Genomic DNA, 20,435 nt, shown 5'->3' on the forward strand with positions numbered 1-20,435 from the left:
TTGGCGGGAAGCTGAAGATCTCCCTGAGGATCTAATCTTCCGCGTCTCCTATTTGGGCGGGAACATGCCGACTTTTGCCCTGAATTTCTCTCGTCCTGGCGCACAAGTGCTCCTACAATATTACAATTACCTGCGTTTGGGGAAAAGTGGGTACTATGATGTCCAAAGGGCTTCTCAGAAAGTCGCTCTTTTTCTTAGCAAGGCGATTCAGAAGATGGAGCCGTTCGAACTTTTGTCCGATGGTTCGGATATTCCGGTTTTCGCTTGGCGACTGAAAGATGGTTACACATTAAACTGGAATCTTTATGATTTATCTCGACAATTGCGTGTGTTCGGCTGGCAAGTACCCGCCTATCCATTGCCTCCAGATATGGAAGCGGTGACGATTATGCGCGTTGTGGTTCGAAATGGATTTTCCATGGATCTCGCGCATTTATTTTTGAGGAACCTCAAACAGGCCGTTGCCTTTCTGGATTCCCTGGACGGGCCTATGCCACATGATACGAAATGTGATAATGGGTTTCATCACTAAGTGGGGACAGATCCCGTAGTCATTAAGTTGAGCTAACCACCGGTGAAATTAACTATCTTAGATGAATCCCTCCATTAAGAAATTTATTGGAGGGACTTTTTATGGAGATTAAGTCGACCAATAAGGATATGCTTTATACAGAAGAAAAGTTTATATCTCTTATCGGTTGGGGGAACAGGTTAAGCACCCGATCTGATAAATAGACAGAGAGATTCCGCATATTGACTCGAAAAATAGCTATAAATAATCAGGGTCGCCTCATCTTTCCTCATGAAAAGATCAAAAAAGCTCTCAAAGATATGGAGAGAGAAGGAGTGGATATTGTATTTTCTTCCTTTTTTCCTGGTTTCGAAAGATGGATTGAATTACCTAGAATTAATGAAGTATTATCTGTCATAAACCGAATGAAACATCTGAATTCTATTCAGATTGAGCCCTCTGAACACCTTTAATTACGACATAATTATTGATTATCTTGATAATCAAATAGTTATGTTAATTAGTGAAAGAAGTAGATACGTTGAACAAGCTGCAAAATTCAAAAAGGATACTGAAGATGTTAAAGCACCAAAAAGAGTTGAAGCTGTAATTTAAAAAGTTAGAACAATTGCTGATGAAAATAATATAAATCCTGATATTATTGAACAAGTATATAGAACAATGATTTCTTACTTTATAAATCACGAATTAATCCATCATTCAAAAATAGATAATAAACAAGGGTAAATTACAAGATGCAATACAATAATTGGTCGGAAACGTATTATATCCTATATATTCAGCAATCGGGCTCTTTAATGGAGCAATGAAAAAAGCCTAATTTCTTCACATTAAATTGAGAAATTAGGCTTTTTAATATTGAAATTTCCTTAACGTTGTAAATTCGCATTTTCCTGACGCTACCCCATCGCTATCAAGCTAATAAAACAAAATACCCCATAAAATGAAAAACACACTGTTCTTTCTGTAAAATCATAGGAAAGGATAGTGTTTTTTATAGTTATTTCAGATTTGTATCAAATACACAAATGAATGTAAAGACTGTTTTTTTCTTTTTGTTAGGAATATAATCAAGGGAATTTATGGGAAAGGAACGTTGTCACATATGAATAAACAAAAAGAATATTGGAATGGAGTAGCAAATGAAAAAGAATTCACGACACCTTTTCAACTTGACTTATTCTCAAAGTATGTAAATAAGGATTCAATCTTATTGGACTATGGATGCGGGTACGGAAGAACATTACTTGAACTAAAAGAACAACAATTTACGAATTTATATGGTGTGGATTTTTCAGAAGAAATGATTAAACGGGCTAAATCAAATGATATGGCTATTGATTTTAATATTGTTAAAAGCGGGAAACTTCCCTTCCCGGATAATTTTTTTGATTCCGTTTTATTATTTGCAGTTCTAACCTGTGTATACCAAAATCAAGAACAGGATTCTATTTTAAATGAAATTAAACGGGTATTAAAACCAGAAGGTATTATTTATATTAATGATTTTTTACTAAATGAGGATGAAAGAAATAAAACACGCTATGAACAGTATGTTGATAAGTATGGCACTTATGGCGTGTTTGAATTATCTGACGGAGCTATTTTGCGCCATCATAGTGAAAAGCGTGTAAAGGAATGGACAAATACTTTTGAGAAATTAGAGTATGAAAAAGTAGAGTACGTAACAATGAATGGTAACCGTTCTAATGGATTAGTATATATAGGTAGGGTGAAAAAGTAGAATAACTTGTAATATACTAATAGCGAAACAAAATTACAATAAAGTTTATTTACATGTAATCTAAAATGTCCAAAAAATATAAAATACGTTATTCTTTCTGTGGAATCATAGGAAAGTATGGCGTTTCTATGTCTATTTCTGTATCTGATGAATTACAACTATTTGCTCAAGAATTTTAAAAATTCTTATCTCTAAATACCTTACGAGATATTGCTAGAGATGTTTGTTTTGTACAACGAATCGGTAGGTACCAAGCAAAAGACTTAGTTGCTTTATGTGTTTGGATGAGTCAAAATGTCGCTAAAACCTCTTTCACATGCATGGAATATACAGGGATTTACAACTTGATATAGAACATAAATAGGAGGAGTTTATACTGTAAATAAGGGGACATACATATGGAATTAGAATCGGAGGTTAACGCAATCGTTTTAGATTTGGATGGTACTTTATTAAATTCACAAAAGAAAGTGTCAGAAAGAAATAGAAAGGCTATACTGGAGTGTCTGAAAAAAGGAATAAAGGTTATTTTTGCTACAGCAAGGGCGCCACGATCAGTTAAAGTTTTTCTTCCTCACGAACTTCAAGACATTGCAACTATGATTTACTACAATGGAGCTTTGGTAGTAGATAAAGCATTAGGTTACAGACAATATTACCCGATTGAATTAGCTATCACAAATGAAATTATAGAATTTGTTATTACTCACCAGGCTAATGCATGCCTTTCAGTTGAATCGGAAGATACATGGTACAGTAATAAAACATTGGATTACAACAAAACCATGAATGCAGTTGTAAACCCAATTGTAGTTCCATTAAATGAATTAAAAAAAGTTAGTGCTTCGAAATTATTAATCTCACAATATCCTCACTATGAAAAACTACAAAAACAGTTTGCGCATAAAGTAAGTACGCTATGTACCGATGCAGGAACTTTAACTCAAATCATGGCAAAAGGTGTTTCTAAAGAACGAGCTGTAAGGGATATCTGTACTCAAAATAATATATCTATGGGTAGCATAATGGTCTTTGGAGACGATTGGAATGATTTAGAGCTATTCTATACGTGTGGTTTTCCAATTGCTATGGGAAATGCAATACCTAAATTGAAGGATGCTGCATATTTTATTACCGATACCAATGATAAAGATGGTGTAGCTCAAGTATTAGAAAAGTTAATTTGTACTGTTAACAACAGTTAAAAGGATAGAATGGTTACTTCCTATATCGAAAATTATGTGAATTTGTAATGTTATCAAACGACTGTATGATTGTACCGTTACATTGCCATAAAGCTAAGGTTTCACACTATACATTAAGCAAAAAAGACGTTATTCTTTCTGTAGAATCATAGGAAAGGATGGCGTTTTTGTATGTTTATTTCTGTATCTGATGAATTATAATTATTTGCTCAGGAAATTCGTAATCAAATTGTAGAAGCAGGAATAAAAGTTTGGGATTGGACAATAGACTCAAATAATTGGAAATTAAAAGATAATCCAAATCAGATTATAGAAGATGTAAAAAAACAGACAGCAGAAGATGTAGAAGTTGTTTTAATGCATGAAAAGGCGCAAACATTACAAGCTCTTCCTGAAATTATTAAATTTTATAAAGAAAAAGGATATGAATTTGGTGTTTACAATGATGCGGATCATTTCTGACTAAATTTCCAGAAAGATCAACGTCTATAGTATTTACATGGTTATCTTTAAAAAGTGGTTTTTATCAGTCAAAATGTTATCTAATTTTACTAATAAAAGCACTGGTGATTTTTTATTACTAAATCAATAACTAAGCCAAAAGTCGATTTCCTATACGATAAAGAAATCGGCTTTTTTGTTTATATACTATATTACAATTGTCCCTTTATTTTCTCCGGAATATCCTTTTCAGAAATGACCTCATAAGAATAAACATACCTACCTTTCACATGAATTTTTAAGTAGGTTTTTCTTATAAAGTCATTAGGAGTGTTAGTTCCTACTGTATATTCTTTCTCATTCCTTGATTCATCAACACATTTTAATGAGTACATAGCTCTTCCATTATGATTATAATCCGGAACGCCATATCCCTTCGCAATGGCGTATACATTTTTTTCTTCAGCAATCGGATTAAATCTGTCCAAATCCCCGCGTAACATGAAAGGTAGTAAGTATATAGGAAGGCTTATTCCTATTATGCAAAGTGCAAATTTCTTCATTATTGTTTCTCCTTTTGCGTATTTACATTTTTCAGTATAGAAAAAACTTCTTATGAATATAGAGGGAAATTCCTTAAGTTTTTCTTAAAACAGGTTTTTAAAGTACGGTTATTTTAACCAAAATTTTCATGGAAACACCTTTTAAAAGAACGTAAGTTCGTATATAATAAGAACAAACGTTCTTTTGTTAGGAGTGATTCCCTTGTATGATTATTCTCTATTGCCAAATCGAATTATTCTTTGTGTAGATCTTCGTAGCTTTTATGCGAGCGTTTCATGTATTAAAAGAGGACTTGATCCACGTTATACAAAATTGGCTGTCGTAGGAGATGTAAATCGGAGTGGATCGATCGTATTAGCAGCAACACCACCATTAAAAGCATTAGGAGTAAAGAAGATGGCACGTTTGTACGAAATACCAAAGCGGCCAGATATTATTATTGTGAATCCAATTATGCATACGTATATGAAGTGTTCAACTTACATAACAGGTTTAGCTTTGCAATATGTTGCACCGGAAGATTTTCATCAATATAGTATCGACGAGTTTTTCATGGATATGACTGCAAGTATTCATTTATTTGCGAGTAACCCGTGCGAGTTCGCATTAAAGTTCAAGCGAGAAATATATGAACGTACAAGGATTGAAAGTACGATTGGTATCGGGCCGAATTTATTATTGAGTAAAGTAGCGATGGATATGGAAGCGAAAAAGAATAAAGATGGAATAGCGCATTGGACATATGACGATATACCCGAGAAGTTATGGAGCATTAGACCGCTCAGTAAATTTTGGGGTATATCGTATAAAACAGAAATGAAATTGAATCGAAAAGGTATACATACAATTGGAGAATTAGCGCAGTATCCTTTGAAATATTTAAAGCAATCTTTCGGTGTAATAGGAGAAGAATTACATCTACATAGTAACGGGATTGATTTTAGCAGAATCGCAGAGAAATATGTTCCAGCGACAACATCTATAGCGAAGAGCCAAATATTATTTCGTGATTACTCGATAGAAGAGTTCGTCGTTATTTTATTAGAGCATGTAGAAGAAGTTTGTTATAGGTTGAGAAGAGAAAAGAAATGCGCTCAAACAATCCATTTTTCAGTTGGATATAGCAAGGAATATGGCGGGGGAATAAGAAAGGCACATACGTTAAACCGGGCAACAAATTTAACGCTGGATATTTATAATGTTTGTACATATTTTTTATACGAGCGTCATACAGGGGAGCCGATTCGATCGATAAGTATTTCGTTAACAAATTTAATAAATGAAGGAGAAGAGCAAATTTCACTTTTCGATAACATTATACAAAGAGAAAAAGAAATGCGATTAACGAAAGTCATGGACGAGATTCGAACACGATTTGGTAAGAACAGTATTTTACGGGGGATTTCCTACACGAGCGTCGCAACAGCAAGATATAGAAACACATTATTAGGGGGTCATAAATCGTGAAAAATGCTAATATGCCAAAAGGAAGAGGTATGGTAAAGTGGCAACCATTCGCTAGTATGCCAGAGCAGTTCGCAACTATTAAAGAAATGATACATAAGCAAACGAAAGTCCCGCGTCCAATCTTAACGCAAGATGCAAAAGAAATGATTGAAAATAAGCTATTATGTTCATTTTTAGGTGAGGAAGAGGTTTTACTTACATATTATAAAGATGGCTATCTATATAAAAATTACATAACAGTAGCTGATATAAATCCATTAAATGAGATGATTACTTGTACGGATGCTTTTCGTAATAAAAGAATTTTTAAGTTTGTTGATGTAATTGAAGTGAATTAGAGGGAGGGGAAATAAAAATAATTATCTCTTCCTAACTTAATTATATCATGTAATTAACGGTCAAAATAGACTGTTTATTCTCATTTACTCTTGCTACAATCAATAGCACATGAACAGTAAGGAGAGGTGCTGAATGAGTTCTTTCGTTCTCGATTTTCAGGAAATAGAAAAAACGCAGCTTTCGCTCGTTGGCGGAAAAGGATTGAATTTAGGGGAATTATCAAACATTCAAGGTATACAAGTGCCAGAAGGATTTTGTGTTACAACGGTAGGATATGAAAAAGCAATCGAGCAAAATGAAGCGTTTCAAGCTTTGTTGAATCAATTAACAAGGCTAAAAATTGAGGACCGAGATCAAATTGGTGAAATCAGTAAGAAGATTAGAGAAACCATTATGGAAGTAGAAATTCCTTCTGATGTAGCGGAAGTGGTAGCTCGTTATCTCTCTCGTTTTGGAAATGAACATGCTTATGCAGTACGTTCTAGTGCTACTGCTGAAGATTTACCATATGCCTCGTTTGCTGGTCAACAAGATACGTATTTAAATATCATCGGAAAAGAAGCAATCTTGCAGCATGTAAGAAAGTGTTGGGCTTCTTTATTTACAGATCGAGCGGTCATTTACCGAATGCAAAATGGTTTTGAACATAGTCAAGTTTCTATATGTGTTGTCGTTCAAAGGATGGTTTTCCCGCAGGCCTCGGGAATTTTATTTACTGCTGACCCGATTACTTCTAACCGAAAGGTGCTATCAATTGATGCAAGTTTTGGACTTGGTGAGGCATTAGTATCAGGACTGGTCTCTGCTGATAATTATAAAGTAAAAGAAGGGGAAATCGTCGATAAGATGATCGCAACTAAAAAATTGGCTATCTATGCCTTAAAAGAGGGCGGAACAGAGACAAAACAGATCGATCCCACTCAGCAAAAGATTCAAACACTTACGGAACAGCAAATATTACAACTAGCACAGATCGGCAGACAGATTGAAGCTTATTTTGATTGTCCGCAAGATATTGAATGGTGTTTAGTTGATGATATATTTTATATTGTCCAAAGTCGACCAATCACGACTTTATATCCAATTCCAGAAGCAAATGATCAAGAAAATCATGTATATATATCGGTTGGTCACCAACAAATGATGACCGATGCAATGAAACCACTAGGGTTGTCTTTTTTCCTGTTAACGACTCGTGCTCCTATGCGTAAAGCGGGGGGAAGGCTGTTTGTTGATGCTACACAAAGATTAGCTTCACCTGCTAGCAGAGAGTTCTTAATCAATACTTTAGGAAAATCGGATCCGCTCATAAGAGATGCATTAACGACTGTAATAGAGCGAGATGATTTTATCAAATTGTTACCGGATGATGAAAAAGAAAAGAATGTTGGTAAAAGTATGCCACCTGCAAGTTCGCAACCACAAATCGAAAATGATCCAGCAATCGTTACGGATTTAATAAAGAATAGTCAAGCCTCGATTGAAGAGTTAAAACAAAACATTCAAGCGAAATCAGGGGTGGATGTACTCGATTTTATTTTGGAAGACATCCAGCAATTACGGAAAGTATTATTTAGCCCGCAAAGTATAGCTGTAATTATGGCAGGTATGGATGCCTCATCATGGATCAATGAAAAGATGGAGCAATGGTTAGGTGAAAAAAACGTAGCAGACATACTTTCACAATCTGTACAAAACAATATTACGTCAGAAATGGGGCTAGCATTATTGGATGTTGCAGATGTGATTCGACTGTATCCAGAAGTCATTGAGTATTTACAGCATATAAAAGATGAAAGCTTTTTAGATGAACTAGTTAAGTTTAAAGGTGGGGAGAAAGCCCGAGATGCAATCTATGCTTTTCTGAATAAATACGGAATGAGATGTAGCGGAGAAATCGATATTACGAAAACGCGCTGGAGTGAAAAGCCAACTACAATTATCCCGATGATTTTAAATAATATGAGAGACTTTGAAGCGGGTGCTAGTAAGCGGAAGTTTGAAGAAGGGCTGCAGGAAGCTTTGAAAAAAGAAGAAGAGTTATTAAATCGATTGCCGCATGTACCAGATGGCGTACAAAAAGTAGAAGAGACGAAGCGAATGATCAGTTTAATCCGGAATTTCACTGGTTATCGTGAATATCCAAAATACGGAATGATTAATCGTTATTTCATTTATAAGCAGGCATTACTGAAAGAAGCCGAGCAACTCATGCAAAATAGCGTTATTCATGAAATAGAAGATATATACTATCTGACTTTTGAAGAACTTCACGAAGTCGTTCGCACGAATAAACTGGATTACGAGGTTATTAATAAACGGAAAAATGAGTACAAATTATATGAAAAACTAACGCCCCCGCGAGTTATCACGTCTGATGGAGAAATCATTACAGGTAAGTATAAACGAGAAAATCTCCCGGCCGAAGCAATTGTAGGTTTGCCTGTTTCTTCTGGAGTGATTGAGGGGAGAGCGCGCGTTATTTTAAACATGGAAGATGCGAATTTAGAAGATGGAGATATTTTAGTTACTTCCTTTACTGATCCTGGCTGGACACCATTGTTTGTGTCTATAAAAGGGTTAGTCACCGAAGTTGGTGGACTCATGACACATGGAGCAGTTATTGCACGTGAATACGGATTACCCGCAGTAGTCGGGGTAGAGCATGCTACGAAACTAATAAAAGATGGGCAACGAATTCGGGTACATGGAACAGAAGGGTATATTGAGATACTGTAGTTGTGCCTTAGATAAATAAAGAGATCATCCACTAAATATAGTGGATGATCTCTTTATTTTTTTAAGCCAGCTGCTATCACCTGAAACTGAAAATAAAAATGAGCATGTGAATTGGATTTCTTTGAATGTCTCTGTCGTAGAAGGAAACATACATGCCGCGATTCTAATTCACATGCAAGAAGCAACCATAGACATCGATGAATCAGAATGTATATCAATCTAAAACAAAGAATATTTTCAAAAATATTACAAATTAAGACAATATATTGAGAATTATTTGAATATTCTTTATTATATAAACGTTGGAACGTATTTAATATTGGGGAGGAATAGGGATGAAGAAAAAGCCTTTTAAAGCGCTATCTACGCTTGCGGCGGCAGCTGTGCTTAGTTGCACATTTGGGGTTGGTAGTCAATCTGTTTATGCGGCAACGCCGTCTAATGTGGGATCTTTAAGTCCAATTGATGAAAATTTAATTCAAGAGGATCGTTTAGCAGACGCGTTGAAGCAGCGTGGTGTAATTAGTGAATCTGTGTCGAAAGAAGACACATTAAAAGCTGTTGAAAAATACGTAGAGAAGAAAAAAGGCAAGAATGCTGGAAAAGAACCAGCAGCGGGGGACAGTGTCTCGAGAGAAGCTTCTGACTTTTTGAAAAAAGTGAAAGATGCAAAAGCAGATATGAAAGAAAAAGCTGAACAACCTGCTGGTGGTCCGGTAGCTGGGCAAGAGCAGGTTAAAGGTGGATTAAACGGAAAAGTACCAACTAGTTCAGCGAAGCAAAAAGAATATAATGGGCCTGTTCGTAAAGATAAAGTACTTGTATTGCTAGTAGAGTTTGCTGACTTTAAGCATAACAATATTGATCAAGTACCAGGTTATATGTATTCAAATGATTTTAATCCAGAACATTATCAAAAAATGTTATTTGGTGATGAGCCATTTACACTCTTTGATGGTTCAAAAATCCCAACATTTAAACAATATTATGAACAGCAATCAGGCGGCAGTTATACCGTCGATGGAACAGTAACAAAGTGGTTAACAGTTCCTGGTAAAGCAGCGGATTATGGTGCAGATGCTGGCGATGGCGGTCATGATAATAAAGGACCAAAAGGACCTCGTGATTTTGTAAAAGAGGCATTAGATGCAGCTGTAGCAAGCGGTATGGATTTATCAGAATTTGACCAATATGATCAATATGACAGTAATGGAGACGGAAATAAAAACGAACCAGATGGTCTTATTGATCACTTAATGGTCATTCACGCTGGAGTTGGTCAAGATGGAGGCGGTGGTAGATTAGGTGACGACGCAATTTGGTCACATCGCTGGAACCTTGGAAACCCATATCCAATTGATGGAACAAAATCAAAAGTTGATAACTATGGCGGTAAAATGGCTGCATACGATTATACAATTGAGCCAGAAGACGGAGCAGTTGGTGTATTCGCACATGAGTTTGGTCATGATTTAGGTCTTCCAGATGAGTATGATACGCAATACTCTGGATCAGGTGAGCCGATTAACTCTTGGTCTGTTATGAGCGGTGGCAGCTGGGCAGGTAAAATTGCAGGTTCAACGCCACCAAGTTTCTCTCCGCAAAACAAAGAGTTCTTTCAAAAGAACATTGGCGGAAACTGGGCGAATATTGTAGAGGCTGACTATGATAAATTAAATCGCGGTATCGGTTTTGCGACATACTTAGATCAAAGTGTAACGAAATCAGCTCGTCCTGGTCTGGTTCGTGTTAACTTACCAGATAAAGATGTAAAAGGTATTGAGCCTGCATTTGGTAAGAAATATTACTTTAGTACAAAAGGCGATGATCTTCATACGACACTAGAAACGCCAGTGTTTGATTTAACAAATGCAACAAATACGAAGTTTGATTACAAATCATTGTATGAAATTGAAACTGGTTGGGACTTCCTTGAAGTACATGCCGTGACAGAAGATGGTACGAAAACGTTAGTGGATCGAATTGGTGAAAAGAATGTTAAAAATGGTCTAGACACAACAGAAGGAAAATGGATAGATAAATCATATGACTTAAGCAAATTTAAAGGTCAAAAAGTAAAATTAGTATTCGAATACATTACAGATGGTGCTACGGCACCAAGTGGTTTTACTCTTGATAATGCAACATTAACTGTCGATGGAAAAGTTGTGTTTTCTGATGATGCAGAAGGTGAACCACAATTTAAATTAAACGGTTTCGTTGTATCAGACGGCTTTTATAAGAAGAAACATAACTACTATTTAGAGTGGAGAAACTATGCTGGTGCTGATGAAGCGTTAAAATATAGCAGCGGTGTACCGTACAATACAGGTCTTGTTGTATGGTATGCAGACTCTAGCTTTACAGATAACTGGGTTGGTATTCATCCAGGCGAAGGTTTCTTAGGAGTTGTTGACTCTCACCCAGAGGCAATTGTTGGAACGTTAAACGGTAAACCAACTGTTAAAAATAGTACACGATATCAAATTGCAGATGCTGCGTTCTCCTTTAACCAAACACCAGCGTGGAAAGTTGTATCTCCATCACGCGGAACATTTGAGTCTAAAGGATTACCAGGTGTAACGAAGTTTGATGATTCGAAATCTTATATGAACAACTTAATCCCAGATGCAGGACGTAATGTACCGAAACTTGGATTGAAATTTGAAGTAGTTGGACAAGCAGATGATAATTCTGCAGGTGCAGTTCGTTTATATCGTTAATAATGGAGAAGCTGTTGAAGGGGATTCTTTTCAACAGCTTTTTTCATAGAAACATAACTTTCAAGTTATTAATAAAATAATAGTAACTACTCAGCCTAGAAGTTTGGTAAAGGGTATTATTCCAATGAAAATACGCTTACACTTATATGAAAATTACATAACAGTAGTTGATATAAATCCATTAAATGAGACGATTACTTGTACGGAATGCTTTTCGTAATAAAAGAATTTTTAAGTTTATTGATGTAATTGAGATTGATTAAAACATGTTTCTATGCAACAGCTCACTTCTTTAAGCCAGCTGCATAGAAAGGACCATGAATTGCGATTGTTGATAAAATATGAGCAATTTCCTCAGGTGTTTCTTTTTGTCCATTATTTAACCATTGTTGAATGACACCTATATGAGCAGATGCCATATAAGAAGCTAAGTATTGGCTTGGAACAAGTAAATTCTCCTTATTAATGAGAGCACCGTTTGTATCTTCAAATAGTGTTTTCCACATAAAATCTTTCAGTTTTGTTTGGAAAGATAAATCTCCTTTTGGACTTAATACAGCTTTCATAAAATCACTATTTTCATTTAGAAATTCAAGAATAGAAGCGATAAGTACAAACGGCGTCGTTGGGGAAGGATTTAATCCAAGATCAGCAATAACTTCTGGAAATTTCCGTTTTGCAATGCTAGAAAACTCATGCATAATTTCTTCTTGGCATTTCGTCATTAAATCGAATTTATCTTGATAATGTGTATAAAAAGTACCTCGATTTATGTTCGCTTTCGTTGTAATATCTTTCACTGTAATTGCTTCAAAACCTTTTTCCTCAATTAACTCCACTAATGCATTTCGTATGGCAGTTTTTGTGCGAATAACACGCAAATCTAAATTACTATCGCGCAAAGCGTGTCCCTCCTTAATTTTAGTCAACACATTTCAAAAATGTGTCTTATAACCGACACATTCACGATTTTTGATTATTGAATAAGATTTAGCTCAAACATATAATTCAAAATATAAATAAACAACACGCTGTTCATTTATTGTAACTAAAATTAAAGGAGGAGAACAGAAAATGTTTAAAAATAAGCTTTTATATTTGTCACCAGTCATTGCACTACTTGTTGTTTTTATTTTTTCATTAACGTTATTTCCAACAGTTCAACCTAAGCCGAAAAACTTGCCAATAGCAATTGTGAATGAGGATCAAGGAGTGGAAATTCCGAATCAAGCGAAAATGAATATGGGGCAAACGATTGTTGATATGATCAAAAAAACATCAAAAACGGATGAAGAACCTGCGGTGAAATGGGTGGAAGTAAAAAATAAGGAATTAGTTCAAAAAGGTTTAAATAATCAAGAGTATTACGCAGCATTAGTCATTCCGAAAGACTTTAGCGTAAAACAAGCATCGTTACGAACACCACAGCCATCTTCGCCAGAGGTAGAAATATATATTAATCAAGGAATGAATATGGCTGCTTCAACTATGGCAGGGCAAATGTTAAATGGCGTGGTTGATAATATGAACAATAATGTTCGTACACAACTATTAGAAGGATTTAAAGCAAAAGGAACTACATTAACAGCAGATCAAGTTTCAAATGTAGTAACACCAATTACGAAGAAAGTGACAAATGTAAATGAAATCGGAAAAAATAGTGCGAACGGTAACTCGCCAATTTCTTTATTCCAACCGTTATGGATTGCAAGTTTAGCGAGCGCAGCAATCATCTTTATTGCCATTAGTAAAATGCCGGTAGGTACAAGAAAAGAAAACTTTGTATTAAAAGTAAAACAAATAGTATCAGGAGCAGTTGCAGCGCTTGTAATTGGATTTGGTCTTACATGGATAGCGGATGGAATGGTAGGATTAAATATCCCGAATTTCTCGGATACGGCTTTATTTTTATCCATTACTTCTTTTAGCTTCCTCTTAATGATTTCTGCGGTACTTTCATTAGTCGGACTAAAGGGAATCGGGTTATTCGCTCTATTACTATTCTTTGGAGCACCGTTATTATCGTTAGCACCTGAAATGTTGTCGTCATTTTATCAAGATTGGGTGCACTCATGGTTGCCAATGCGGTTTATGATCGAAGGACTCAGGGAAATATTCTTCTTTGGAAAAGGGTTAAGCTGGAATACACCTGTTATTGTGCTCGTTTGGATTGGTGTGGTGAGTATGGTTATCATTTTAGCAACTGCTTTCAAACGTAGTGCAATAAAGGAGCATAAAACTGAATTAAACGCTTAAAAGATAAAGAACGTTTCACTAGTAGTGAAGCGTTTTTTGTGTGAAATCATTATAGAATGTTTAATCGATAGGAAACGAAAACAGTGATAACTAGGCTTTTTCAATATTTTTAAAGGGGGATTGGAGTAAAGGATTATAAGAATGGGTCCATTCTGTCCCTGTATATATACATGCTCCTACTATTTCAAATTGCATAAAATGTTATGCGAAATAATGGAGGGGATACGATGTATAATTCGAATTATCATGACTGGTATAGACAGAATGATAAGCTGATTAGTGATATTGAAAAAGCAATTAATGGAGAGTATAGCGCTATAAATTGCTATGCTAAATTAGCTAACATGGCTCCAAATGAGGTGGAACGAAAACAAATTCTTGAAATCCGTAATGATGAAATAAGACATTTTCATCATTTTGTACAAATCTATACGAATTTAACTGGCAGACAGCCGAAACCACAGATTACAGAAGATTGCCCTAATACGTACTTACAAGGATTAGAATTCGCTATACAAGATGAACAAAAGACAGTGGATTTTTATTTAGAAATTTCAGACGAAACATCGGATGCGCATCTGAAAGAGTTGTTGCGTAGAATAGCTGCCGATGAACAAAATCATGCGGTATGGTTTTTATATTATTTTGTGAAAACGAAGTGAATTACTAAAAAAATAAATAAAAGAAAAAGCACCTCAGTTATGTTTAACCGCTGAGGTGCTTTTATATATTTAATTTAAAACTGGAGCGAACCATTGGGAATTACTTGCTTTTCAACGAATAATATGCTTGATTAGGTAATAATTACTGTTTTTATTTGAGAAAAAGAGATGATTATTCATGGTCCATAAAGAAGGTGCAAACAAATGAAAAGAGGAATTACAGTAGATATTCCAGGTGGATACGATAATCTACTTTGGAAAGTGTTAAAGCCAATTGATATTACTGCGTTTGATTGGAAAGTGGGAAATGAGGAGTCTTATTTAATAGTGGGGAATGGATTAGGTCCAGAATTATTTTCAGAAGATAACGAGGTCATGAAAGGCTCAGAATTAAAAAAACTATTAAAGGACAACATATATTATCTTATATTTGTAGATTTAAAAGCATATCCAAAAGGAGAAGTACTAGGGGAAATTGAAACATATGAAGAATTTAAAGAGAGTATGTGTGAAGTAGTCGTTCTAGTGGCGGATGGTGATTACATACAAATTTATGCGAAAGACCAAGAAGTGATTGAAATGATGTATGAAAACGCACTTAATCAAGGGTTATATGTAGAATACATTACAGATGAAAACGACGGTAGAACGCGTTTGTCAGTATGGTAGTAATATGAAAGGGGAACAGAAATATGGAGAGAAATACAGTTCAAGAATATAAAGTTCGAATTGCTACGGAAGATGAAAGTGAAAGCATTATTACTCTATTAAAAGAAGTAGCACAGTGGTTACAAGATAAAGAAGTGTATCAATGGCAGTATCTTTTAGGAGAAGAAGCTACAGCTGAAATACTAGAAGGTATAAGAGAGAAATATACGTATGTTGTTTTAAAAGAAGATGAAATTGTCGGTACGGTTACAGCATCTCCTAAACAAAATGAATGGGATGAACGTATTTATGGTAAAGAGGAAGTTTCGGATTCATTATATATTCATAGATTTGCGGTGAAACGGGAGTATAAGGGGAATGAAATAGGAGAATGGATTTTACAGTGGATAGACGAGAATGTACAATGTGATAAAAATTATTTAAAGTTAGATTGTGTTGGGCATAATCGTACGTTGAATGATTTTTATAAACGATGTAGTTTTGAATATATCGGTAGTACGGATGGACTTAGTAAGTTTCAAAAGAAAAGAGGAAAGTGAATGAATCCAATTAACACAGAGTTAGCTAAAAGGTTAGTACAAGAACAGTTTCCTGAATGGGCACATTTAGAAATTAAGCCGGTAAAATGTAGCGGGCATGATAATAGAACGTTTCATTTAGGGAAACAGATGAGTGTAAGATTACCAAGTGATGCAGCGTATGCACCGCAAGTAGAGAAAGAAAACAGGTGGCTTCCTATATTAAGTAAGGAACTTTCTTTACCAATTTCTGCACCAATTGCGAAAGGGAATCCGTCTGAAGAGTATCCGTGGCCTTGGTCTATTAATAAATGGATAGAAGGAGAGACGGTTACGAAAGAAAATGTTCGTGACTTAGATGAATTTGCAGTGGACTTAGGAGCATTTTTAATAGAATTACAATCAATTGATGCGAGTAACGGCCCAAAAGCTGGAGCACATAATTTTTACCGAGGCGGGCTTATATCTGTATACGATGAAGAAGCGAGAGTAGCTATTGAAAATAATAAGGACGTTTTTGATGAAACATTATTAAAGCACCTTTGGGATTTAGCACTTCGGTCAACATGGGAACGCACACCAGTTTGGGTTCATGGAGATATAGCGCCGGGGAACTTACTCATTAAAGATGGAAAGCTTTGTGCCGTAATTGATTTTGGTATTTTAGGAGTAGGAGATCCTGCCTGTGATGCAGCGATGGCATGGACGTTTTTTGATAAAAATAGTAGAAACGTATTTAAAGAAGTATTGTGTATGGATGAAGAAACTTGGAATAGAGCGAGAGGATGGGCGCTTTGGAAGGCGTTAATTACATATGATGCGAATAGAAATAGTAATAAAAGAATGGCAGAAGAATCTTGTCGTGTGATTCAAGTGATTGTGGATGATTATGAGAGGTAATAGAAAAAGCCTATTTTGAATCATATGATCAAAATAGGCTTTTTACATTATTAATCGATACTTAAAGCTTTTTTACCCATTTGATTATAACTGTGCTCAAATCGGGATTTTACCATTGGTTGGTCTTTTTTACCTTCTAATGGGTCATTATAGTAAATGTTACGATCATCTACACCAGTTATGATAATAGTATGTGCATTTCTGTATCCATTTACGGTCTTTCCTTGAGGTGTTTGCCAAGTATGTTCTAGTTGCGGAGAAGTTATTTTGTTCCCTACCCACGCTACAACTGGTTTACCATTACGTACATAACTTTCTAATACAGAGAAATCCTGTCCTGTTAAATCTGTACCTCTTGCATGTTTATCAAGTAATTGTTTCAATGGTGCTGGATTAATAGAGTAACCATAGCTCTTTCCACTTACGTCACCAACGAATCCGATGTCTGGATCACCCCAAATTGTAACTTTTCCGTTTCCATCAGTCTTGCGTCGCGTTGTATCAAATGGCATTTGATTAGCGAATTCTACTTTATTTAATGAACGTCCTGTGTAGTATTCTAAAAGCATTTGCAGTGAAACAACTGTACTTCCTTTTTGTAGTTCCGGTAATTGATTAATGGCAGGAACATTTAAGAGAAGTTTTGGACGTAAGAGATAAGACATATTTACCCATTTTGGTCCTTTGTCTGTACGAATTTGTACCCATCCGTCATCTCCCTTAGCTAATTCTTCTACGCCACCTTGTGGAGCGTATTTTCCAGATACTCTAGAAGAAAAATTAGGGCTATCGTAGGCGAAAAATTCTCTCGGTATGTATGTAAGTTCTTTTCCTTCACCCTCTTCTAAGTATGGATTCATCCATTGAAGACCTTCGCTAGTGCGAATTTTTAACCAAATGCTATTCTCTTCAACGACTGTTACAGTTTGAGGAGGATATTTACCAACCACATATCCTGTTCTTGACGGTCTATCAAAGGTAACAAAATTTTTATCAATATAAACTTGTTTTTCTTGTAATGGTGTCCACTTTAACCCATGATCCGTAGCGATTTTAATCCATCCATTTTCAGATTCATCGAATACAGTAACGGTTTGTGGTGCATATTCAGCAATTATACCTGAATGAAGAGAGGATTCAGGGTATATAAAATAGCTTTGTTTCATAGTAACTTGCTTTAATTTAATTTCTTTATCTTTTGATTGATCTGTGCGAGCAACTAAACTTGCAGCTTCTGCACGGGTAATAGTGTTATCTGGATACCAATGACTACCACCATAACCAGCTGAAATACGAAGAGCAACAAGAAGATTTGCCGACTTTTCACTCCAATGTCCTTTTAAATCTTGAAATACAGTAGGTAATAGATCAGTAGTTTTTTTGTCTAAGTTATATGAATGAACAAGCATAGAAGCCATAGCAGCTCTTGTTAGTTTTCCAGAAGGATTGAAATTCCCATTACCTACGCCTTTAATAATCCCAGCTTTTTCAACTGCAGCAATATAAGGAGTAGCCCAATGGTCTTGAGAGTCCTTAAATGATGGTTTAGCTGAAGTGTCTATTTGTAAGTTTAATATTTTTGCCATAATAATTGCGGCAGAAGCTCTATCGATTTCAAGGTTAGGTCCAAATGTACCGTCTGGCAGGCCAGATAAAACTTTTTTCTTTACTAAATAATCAACGGACGGCTTTGCCCATCCAATAACATCCGGAAACTGATAGTAGTAATCGTCTTCGTCTTCGTGAATTGCAGGCTGTGCATTACTTTTTTGTGTTACAGTTTCACTCACAGCTAAAGAACTAGATGGAGCGATGAAAGCGCCAAGAAGCAGTGCACTTGTAATAGTTATTTTTAGTGTTTTCAATTGTACATTCTCCTTTTATTTTATGTATGCTAAGTTAATGAATAAATTAACGAAAGGAAATGATTTGTTACTAATTATATGTTTTTAATATGTATATGTAACATTCCTGAAGAACATTATATGCTAATTTTCGGAGACTGACAATGAAAAAGTAAGATTATTACTCGTTTAATTTTCATTTAACAAAGAAGGAATTTGATATTATTATACAGAATATTTAGAAAATAGGAGGTGTCGAATTTTGAGTGAAATTGAATTAAAAAGTAATGTAATTAAGACAGGGCGAGAGAGGGGGATTATTCTTCGGTTTGTACTCGCTAGTCTAGTTGGTGTGTTTATGTTTTTCGTACCAGTTACGATTAACGGTGCATCGTCTATTATGATTGATCATATCGTATCGTGGATAAGAGCTACTGTTCCTTCTGTAGTACCTTATTATGCACTGCTTGTTATGGTAATCGGTGCGATTTATCCATTTTATACGAAGAAATGGAATGCATCTATTGTAGACATTTGTTTTTCTATTTTAAAAGTAGTCGGTGTTGTTTTTGGTGTACTATATTGTTTAAAAGTGGGACCGGCTTGGTTCTTTGCGCCAGATGTTGGGCCATTTTTGTACGAGAAGTTAGTTATATCAGTGAGTTTACTCGTTCCAATTGGTTCGGCATTTTTAGCGTTATTAGTCGGATACGGATTGCTTGAGTTTATCGGTACGTTTTGCCGTCCGATTATGAGACCGTTATGGAATACACCAGGACGATCAGCAATTGATGCGGTTGCTTCCTTCGTTGGAAGCTATTCACTTGCGCTTCTTATTACTAACCGCGTGTATAAAGAAGGGAAGTATACGACAAAAGAAGCAGCAATCATCGCCACAGGTTTCTCAACAGTGTCCGCAACATTTATGATCATCATCGCAAAAACATTAGATATTATGCATCTATGGAATATGTACTTTTGGACTACGCTTGTTGTAACATTCATTGTGACTGCTATCACCGTAAGAATCCCGCCACTTAGCAAAAAGCCAGATACATATATTACGAAAGAAGGGTTCCCAGAGCCCGTTTATAAAGAGAAAATGTTAGAGAGAGCTTGGGAAGATGCATTAGAAGTATCAAAAACTGCACCGAGTATTATGAAAAATATCGCAGTGAATTTAAAAGATGGATTTATTATGACGATGGGAATTTTACCATCGATTATGTCAGTAGGGTTAATTGGTATCGTCTTAGCAAAGTTTACGCCAATATTTGATTGGATTAGTTATATTTTTTACCCATTCACTTGGTTACTACAACTTCCAGAAGCGGAACTAGCTGCTAAAGCAGCATCAGTTGGTATTGCAGAAATGTTTTTACCTTCACTTTTAGTTGTAAGTGCACCGCTCGTGACAAAGTTTGTAATTGCGGTTGTTTCGGTATCATCTATTTTATTTTTCTCCGCATCAATTCCTTGTATATTATCGACAGATATTCCGTTAAAAGTATCTGAACTTATTGTTTTATATGTGCAAAGAACGATTTTAACATTGCTTATTATTACGCCGATTGCGTATATGTTGCTATAAATAGTTAATATTAGGTTTTCGTTTCTGAATATATGCAATTTTCTGATTTTTTAATTTAGAAAATGGCATAATGTTAATTATGTTCTAAAGTAACTCTAGATGATTTTTTCATAAATAACGAATTAGCTAAGTATATAATCATACCAATACTTGTGATTAATACTCCTGCGAGTAGAAAAACGCCGCTTACTTTTATCCATAGGGCTAAAATTGAACCCAATGTAGGTGAAATGACCATAGC

The 20,435-nt window shown here is 35.4% G+C and carries 17 protein-coding genes and 3 pseudogenes; 17 read left to right on the forward strand and 3 right to left on the reverse strand.

Features of this window, described 5'->3' with window-relative positions; genetic code table 11:
• From BAU28_RS16030 to BAU28_RS16060, 6 genes and pseudogenes are all read left to right on the forward strand, one after another.
• Positions 1 to 532, forward strand: a 532-nt coding sequence (locus BAU28_RS16030) for a pyridoxal-dependent decarboxylase (RefSeq protein WP_244158127.1), incomplete at its 5' end; no start/stop codon positions are given.
• A 429-nt stretch (positions 533 to 961) separates the two neighbouring features.
• Positions 962 to 1,126, forward strand: a complete 165-nt coding sequence (locus BAU28_RS31580) for a chorismate mutase (RefSeq protein WP_420271377.1) — start codon at positions 962 to 964, stop codon at positions 1,124 to 1,126.
• Between the two features lie 511 nt (positions 1,127 to 1,637).
• Positions 1,638 to 2,276, forward strand: coding sequence for a class I SAM-dependent methyltransferase (locus tag BAU28_RS16045; RefSeq protein WP_071719118.1), 639 nt, complete (start codon positions 1,638 to 1,640; stop codon positions 2,274 to 2,276).
• Positions 2,277 to 2,404: 128 nt separating this feature from the next.
• Positions 2,405 to 2,602: pseudogene (locus tag BAU28_RS16050) on the forward strand (IS4 family transposase); the annotation flags it as partial.
• Between the two features lie 72 nt (positions 2,603 to 2,674).
• Positions 2,675 to 3,481 carry a Cof-type HAD-IIB family hydrolase gene (locus tag BAU28_RS16055; RefSeq protein WP_071719119.1) on the forward strand — a complete coding sequence of 269 codons (807 nt, stop codon included), beginning with the start codon at positions 2,675 to 2,677 and terminating at the stop codon, positions 3,479 to 3,481.
• A 201-nt stretch (positions 3,482 to 3,682) separates the two neighbouring features.
• Positions 3,683 to 3,943 (forward strand): annotated as a pseudogene (locus tag BAU28_RS16060) (polysaccharide deacetylase family protein); the annotation flags it as partial.
• 191 nt (positions 3,944 to 4,134) lie between these two features.
• Here BAU28_RS16060 and BAU28_RS16065 read toward each other — a convergent pair.
• Positions 4,135 to 4,485, reverse strand: coding sequence for a YxeA family protein (locus BAU28_RS16065; protein ID WP_071719120.1), 351 nt, complete (start codon positions 4,483 to 4,485; stop codon positions 4,135 to 4,137).
• 202 nt (positions 4,486 to 4,687) lie between these two features.
• Between BAU28_RS16065 and BAU28_RS16070 the strand changes: the two genes are divergently transcribed.
• The 5 genes and pseudogenes from BAU28_RS16070 to BAU28_RS30950 all read left to right on the forward strand — a co-directional run.
• Positions 4,688 to 5,953, forward strand: coding sequence for a Y-family DNA polymerase (locus BAU28_RS16070; protein ID WP_071719121.1), 1,266 nt, complete (start codon positions 4,688 to 4,690; stop codon positions 5,951 to 5,953).
• Positions 5,950 to 6,291, forward strand: coding sequence for a YolD-like family protein (locus BAU28_RS16075; protein WP_071719122.1), 342 nt, complete (start codon positions 5,950 to 5,952; stop codon positions 6,289 to 6,291). The genes BAU28_RS16070 and BAU28_RS16075 overlap by 4 nt, the downstream gene beginning before the upstream one ends.
• Before the next feature lie 133 nt (positions 6,292 to 6,424).
• Entirely contained in the window at positions 6,425 to 9,031 is a 2,607-nt protein-coding gene (ppsA, locus tag BAU28_RS16080; RefSeq protein WP_071719123.1) for a phosphoenolpyruvate synthase, read from the forward strand.
• 335 nt (positions 9,032 to 9,366) lie between these two features.
• Complete coding sequence (locus tag BAU28_RS16085; protein WP_071719124.1) at positions 9,367 to 11,754, forward strand: immune inhibitor A domain-containing protein; 2,388 nt, start codon at positions 9,367 to 9,369, stop codon at positions 11,752 to 11,754.
• 139 nt (positions 11,755 to 11,893) lie between these two features.
• Positions 11,894 to 12,017, forward strand: a pseudogene (locus tag BAU28_RS30950) (YolD-like family protein); the annotation flags it as partial.
• 21 nt (positions 12,018 to 12,038) lie between these two features.
• Here BAU28_RS30950 and BAU28_RS16095 read toward each other — a convergent pair.
• Positions 12,039 to 12,656 carry a TetR/AcrR family transcriptional regulator gene (locus tag BAU28_RS16095; protein WP_071719125.1) on the reverse strand — a complete coding sequence of 206 codons (618 nt, stop codon included), beginning with the start codon at positions 12,654 to 12,656 and terminating at the stop codon, positions 12,039 to 12,041.
• 172 nt (positions 12,657 to 12,828) lie between these two features.
• Between BAU28_RS16095 and BAU28_RS16100 the strand changes: the two genes are divergently transcribed.
• The 5 genes from BAU28_RS16100 to BAU28_RS16120 all read left to right on the forward strand — a co-directional run bounded on the left by BAU28_RS16100 (position 12,829) and on the right by BAU28_RS16120 (position 16,759).
• Positions 12,829 to 14,010, forward strand: a complete 1,182-nt coding sequence (locus BAU28_RS16100; protein WP_071719126.1) for a YhgE/Pip domain-containing protein — start codon at positions 12,829 to 12,831, stop codon at positions 14,008 to 14,010.
• A gap of 227 nt (positions 14,011 to 14,237) precedes the next feature.
• A complete protein-coding gene (locus BAU28_RS16105; RefSeq protein WP_048375205.1) occupies positions 14,238 to 14,672 on the forward strand; it encodes a ferritin-like domain-containing protein in 435 nt (144 codons plus the stop codon).
• A 204-nt stretch (positions 14,673 to 14,876) separates the two neighbouring features.
• Positions 14,877 to 15,341: a DUF2691 family protein gene (locus tag BAU28_RS16110; RefSeq protein ID WP_071719127.1), complete on the forward strand. Its 465-nt coding sequence runs from the start codon at positions 14,877 to 14,879 to the stop codon at positions 15,339 to 15,341.
• A 23-nt stretch (positions 15,342 to 15,364) separates the two neighbouring features.
• A complete protein-coding gene (locus tag BAU28_RS16115) occupies positions 15,365 to 15,880 on the forward strand; it encodes a GNAT family N-acetyltransferase (RefSeq protein ID WP_071719128.1) in 516 nt (171 codons plus the stop codon).
• On the forward strand, positions 15,881 to 16,759 hold the full coding sequence (locus BAU28_RS16120; RefSeq protein WP_071719129.1) for an aminoglycoside phosphotransferase family protein: 879 nt from the start codon (positions 15,881 to 15,883) through the stop codon (positions 16,757 to 16,759).
• A 50-nt stretch (positions 16,760 to 16,809) separates the two neighbouring features.
• Here BAU28_RS16120 and BAU28_RS16125 read toward each other — a convergent pair whose 3' ends face one another.
• Positions 16,810 to 18,624: an S-layer homology domain-containing protein gene (locus tag BAU28_RS16125; protein ID WP_071719130.1), complete on the reverse strand. Its 1,815-nt coding sequence runs from the start codon at positions 18,622 to 18,624 to the stop codon at positions 16,810 to 16,812.
• Between the two features lie 241 nt (positions 18,625 to 18,865).
• Between BAU28_RS16125 and BAU28_RS16130 the strand changes: the two genes are divergently transcribed.
• On the forward strand, positions 18,866 to 20,194 hold the full coding sequence (locus BAU28_RS16130; RefSeq protein ID WP_071719131.1) for a YjiH family protein: 1,329 nt from the start codon (positions 18,866 to 18,868) through the stop codon (positions 20,192 to 20,194).
• Positions 20,195 to 20,435 lie beyond the last annotated feature (241 nt).

The organism is Bacillus paramycoides (assembly GCF_001884235.1).
Lineage (GTDB): Bacteria > Bacillota > Bacilli > Bacillales > Bacillaceae_G > Bacillus_A > Bacillus_A paramycoides.

Excerpts from the sequence above, each read along its gene's own strand:
- BAU28_RS16100 (WP_071719126.1), top strand. The coding sequence starts at position 12,829 with ATGTTTAAAAATAAGCTTTTATATTTGTCACCAGTCATTGCACTACTT.
- BAU28_RS16105 (WP_048375205.1), top strand. The coding sequence starts at position 14,238 with ATGTATAATTCGAATTATCATGACTGGTATAGACAGAATGATAAGCTG.
- BAU28_RS16110 (WP_071719127.1), top strand. The coding sequence starts at position 14,877 with ATGAAAAGAGGAATTACAGTAGATATTCCAGGTGGATACGATAATCTA.
- BAU28_RS16065 (WP_071719120.1), bottom strand. The coding sequence starts at position 4,485 with ATGAAGAAATTTGCACTTTGCATAATAGGAATAAGCCTTCCTATATAC.
- BAU28_RS16055 (WP_071719119.1), top strand. The coding sequence starts at position 2,675 with ATGGAATTAGAATCGGAGGTTAACGCAATCGTTTTAGATTTGGATGGT.
- BAU28_RS16115 (WP_071719128.1), top strand. The coding sequence starts at position 15,365 with ATGGAGAGAAATACAGTTCAAGAATATAAAGTTCGAATTGCTACGGAA.
- BAU28_RS16085 (WP_071719124.1), top strand. The coding sequence starts at position 9,367 with ATGAAGAAAAAGCCTTTTAAAGCGCTATCTACGCTTGCGGCGGCAGCT.
- BAU28_RS16120 (WP_071719129.1), top strand. The coding sequence starts at position 15,881 with ATGAATCCAATTAACACAGAGTTAGCTAAAAGGTTAGTACAAGAACAG.
- BAU28_RS16045 (WP_071719118.1), top strand. The coding sequence starts at position 1,638 with ATGAATAAACAAAAAGAATATTGGAATGGAGTAGCAAATGAAAAAGAA.
- ppsA (WP_071719123.1), top strand. The coding sequence starts at position 6,425 with ATGAGTTCTTTCGTTCTCGATTTTCAGGAAATAGAAAAAACGCAGCTT.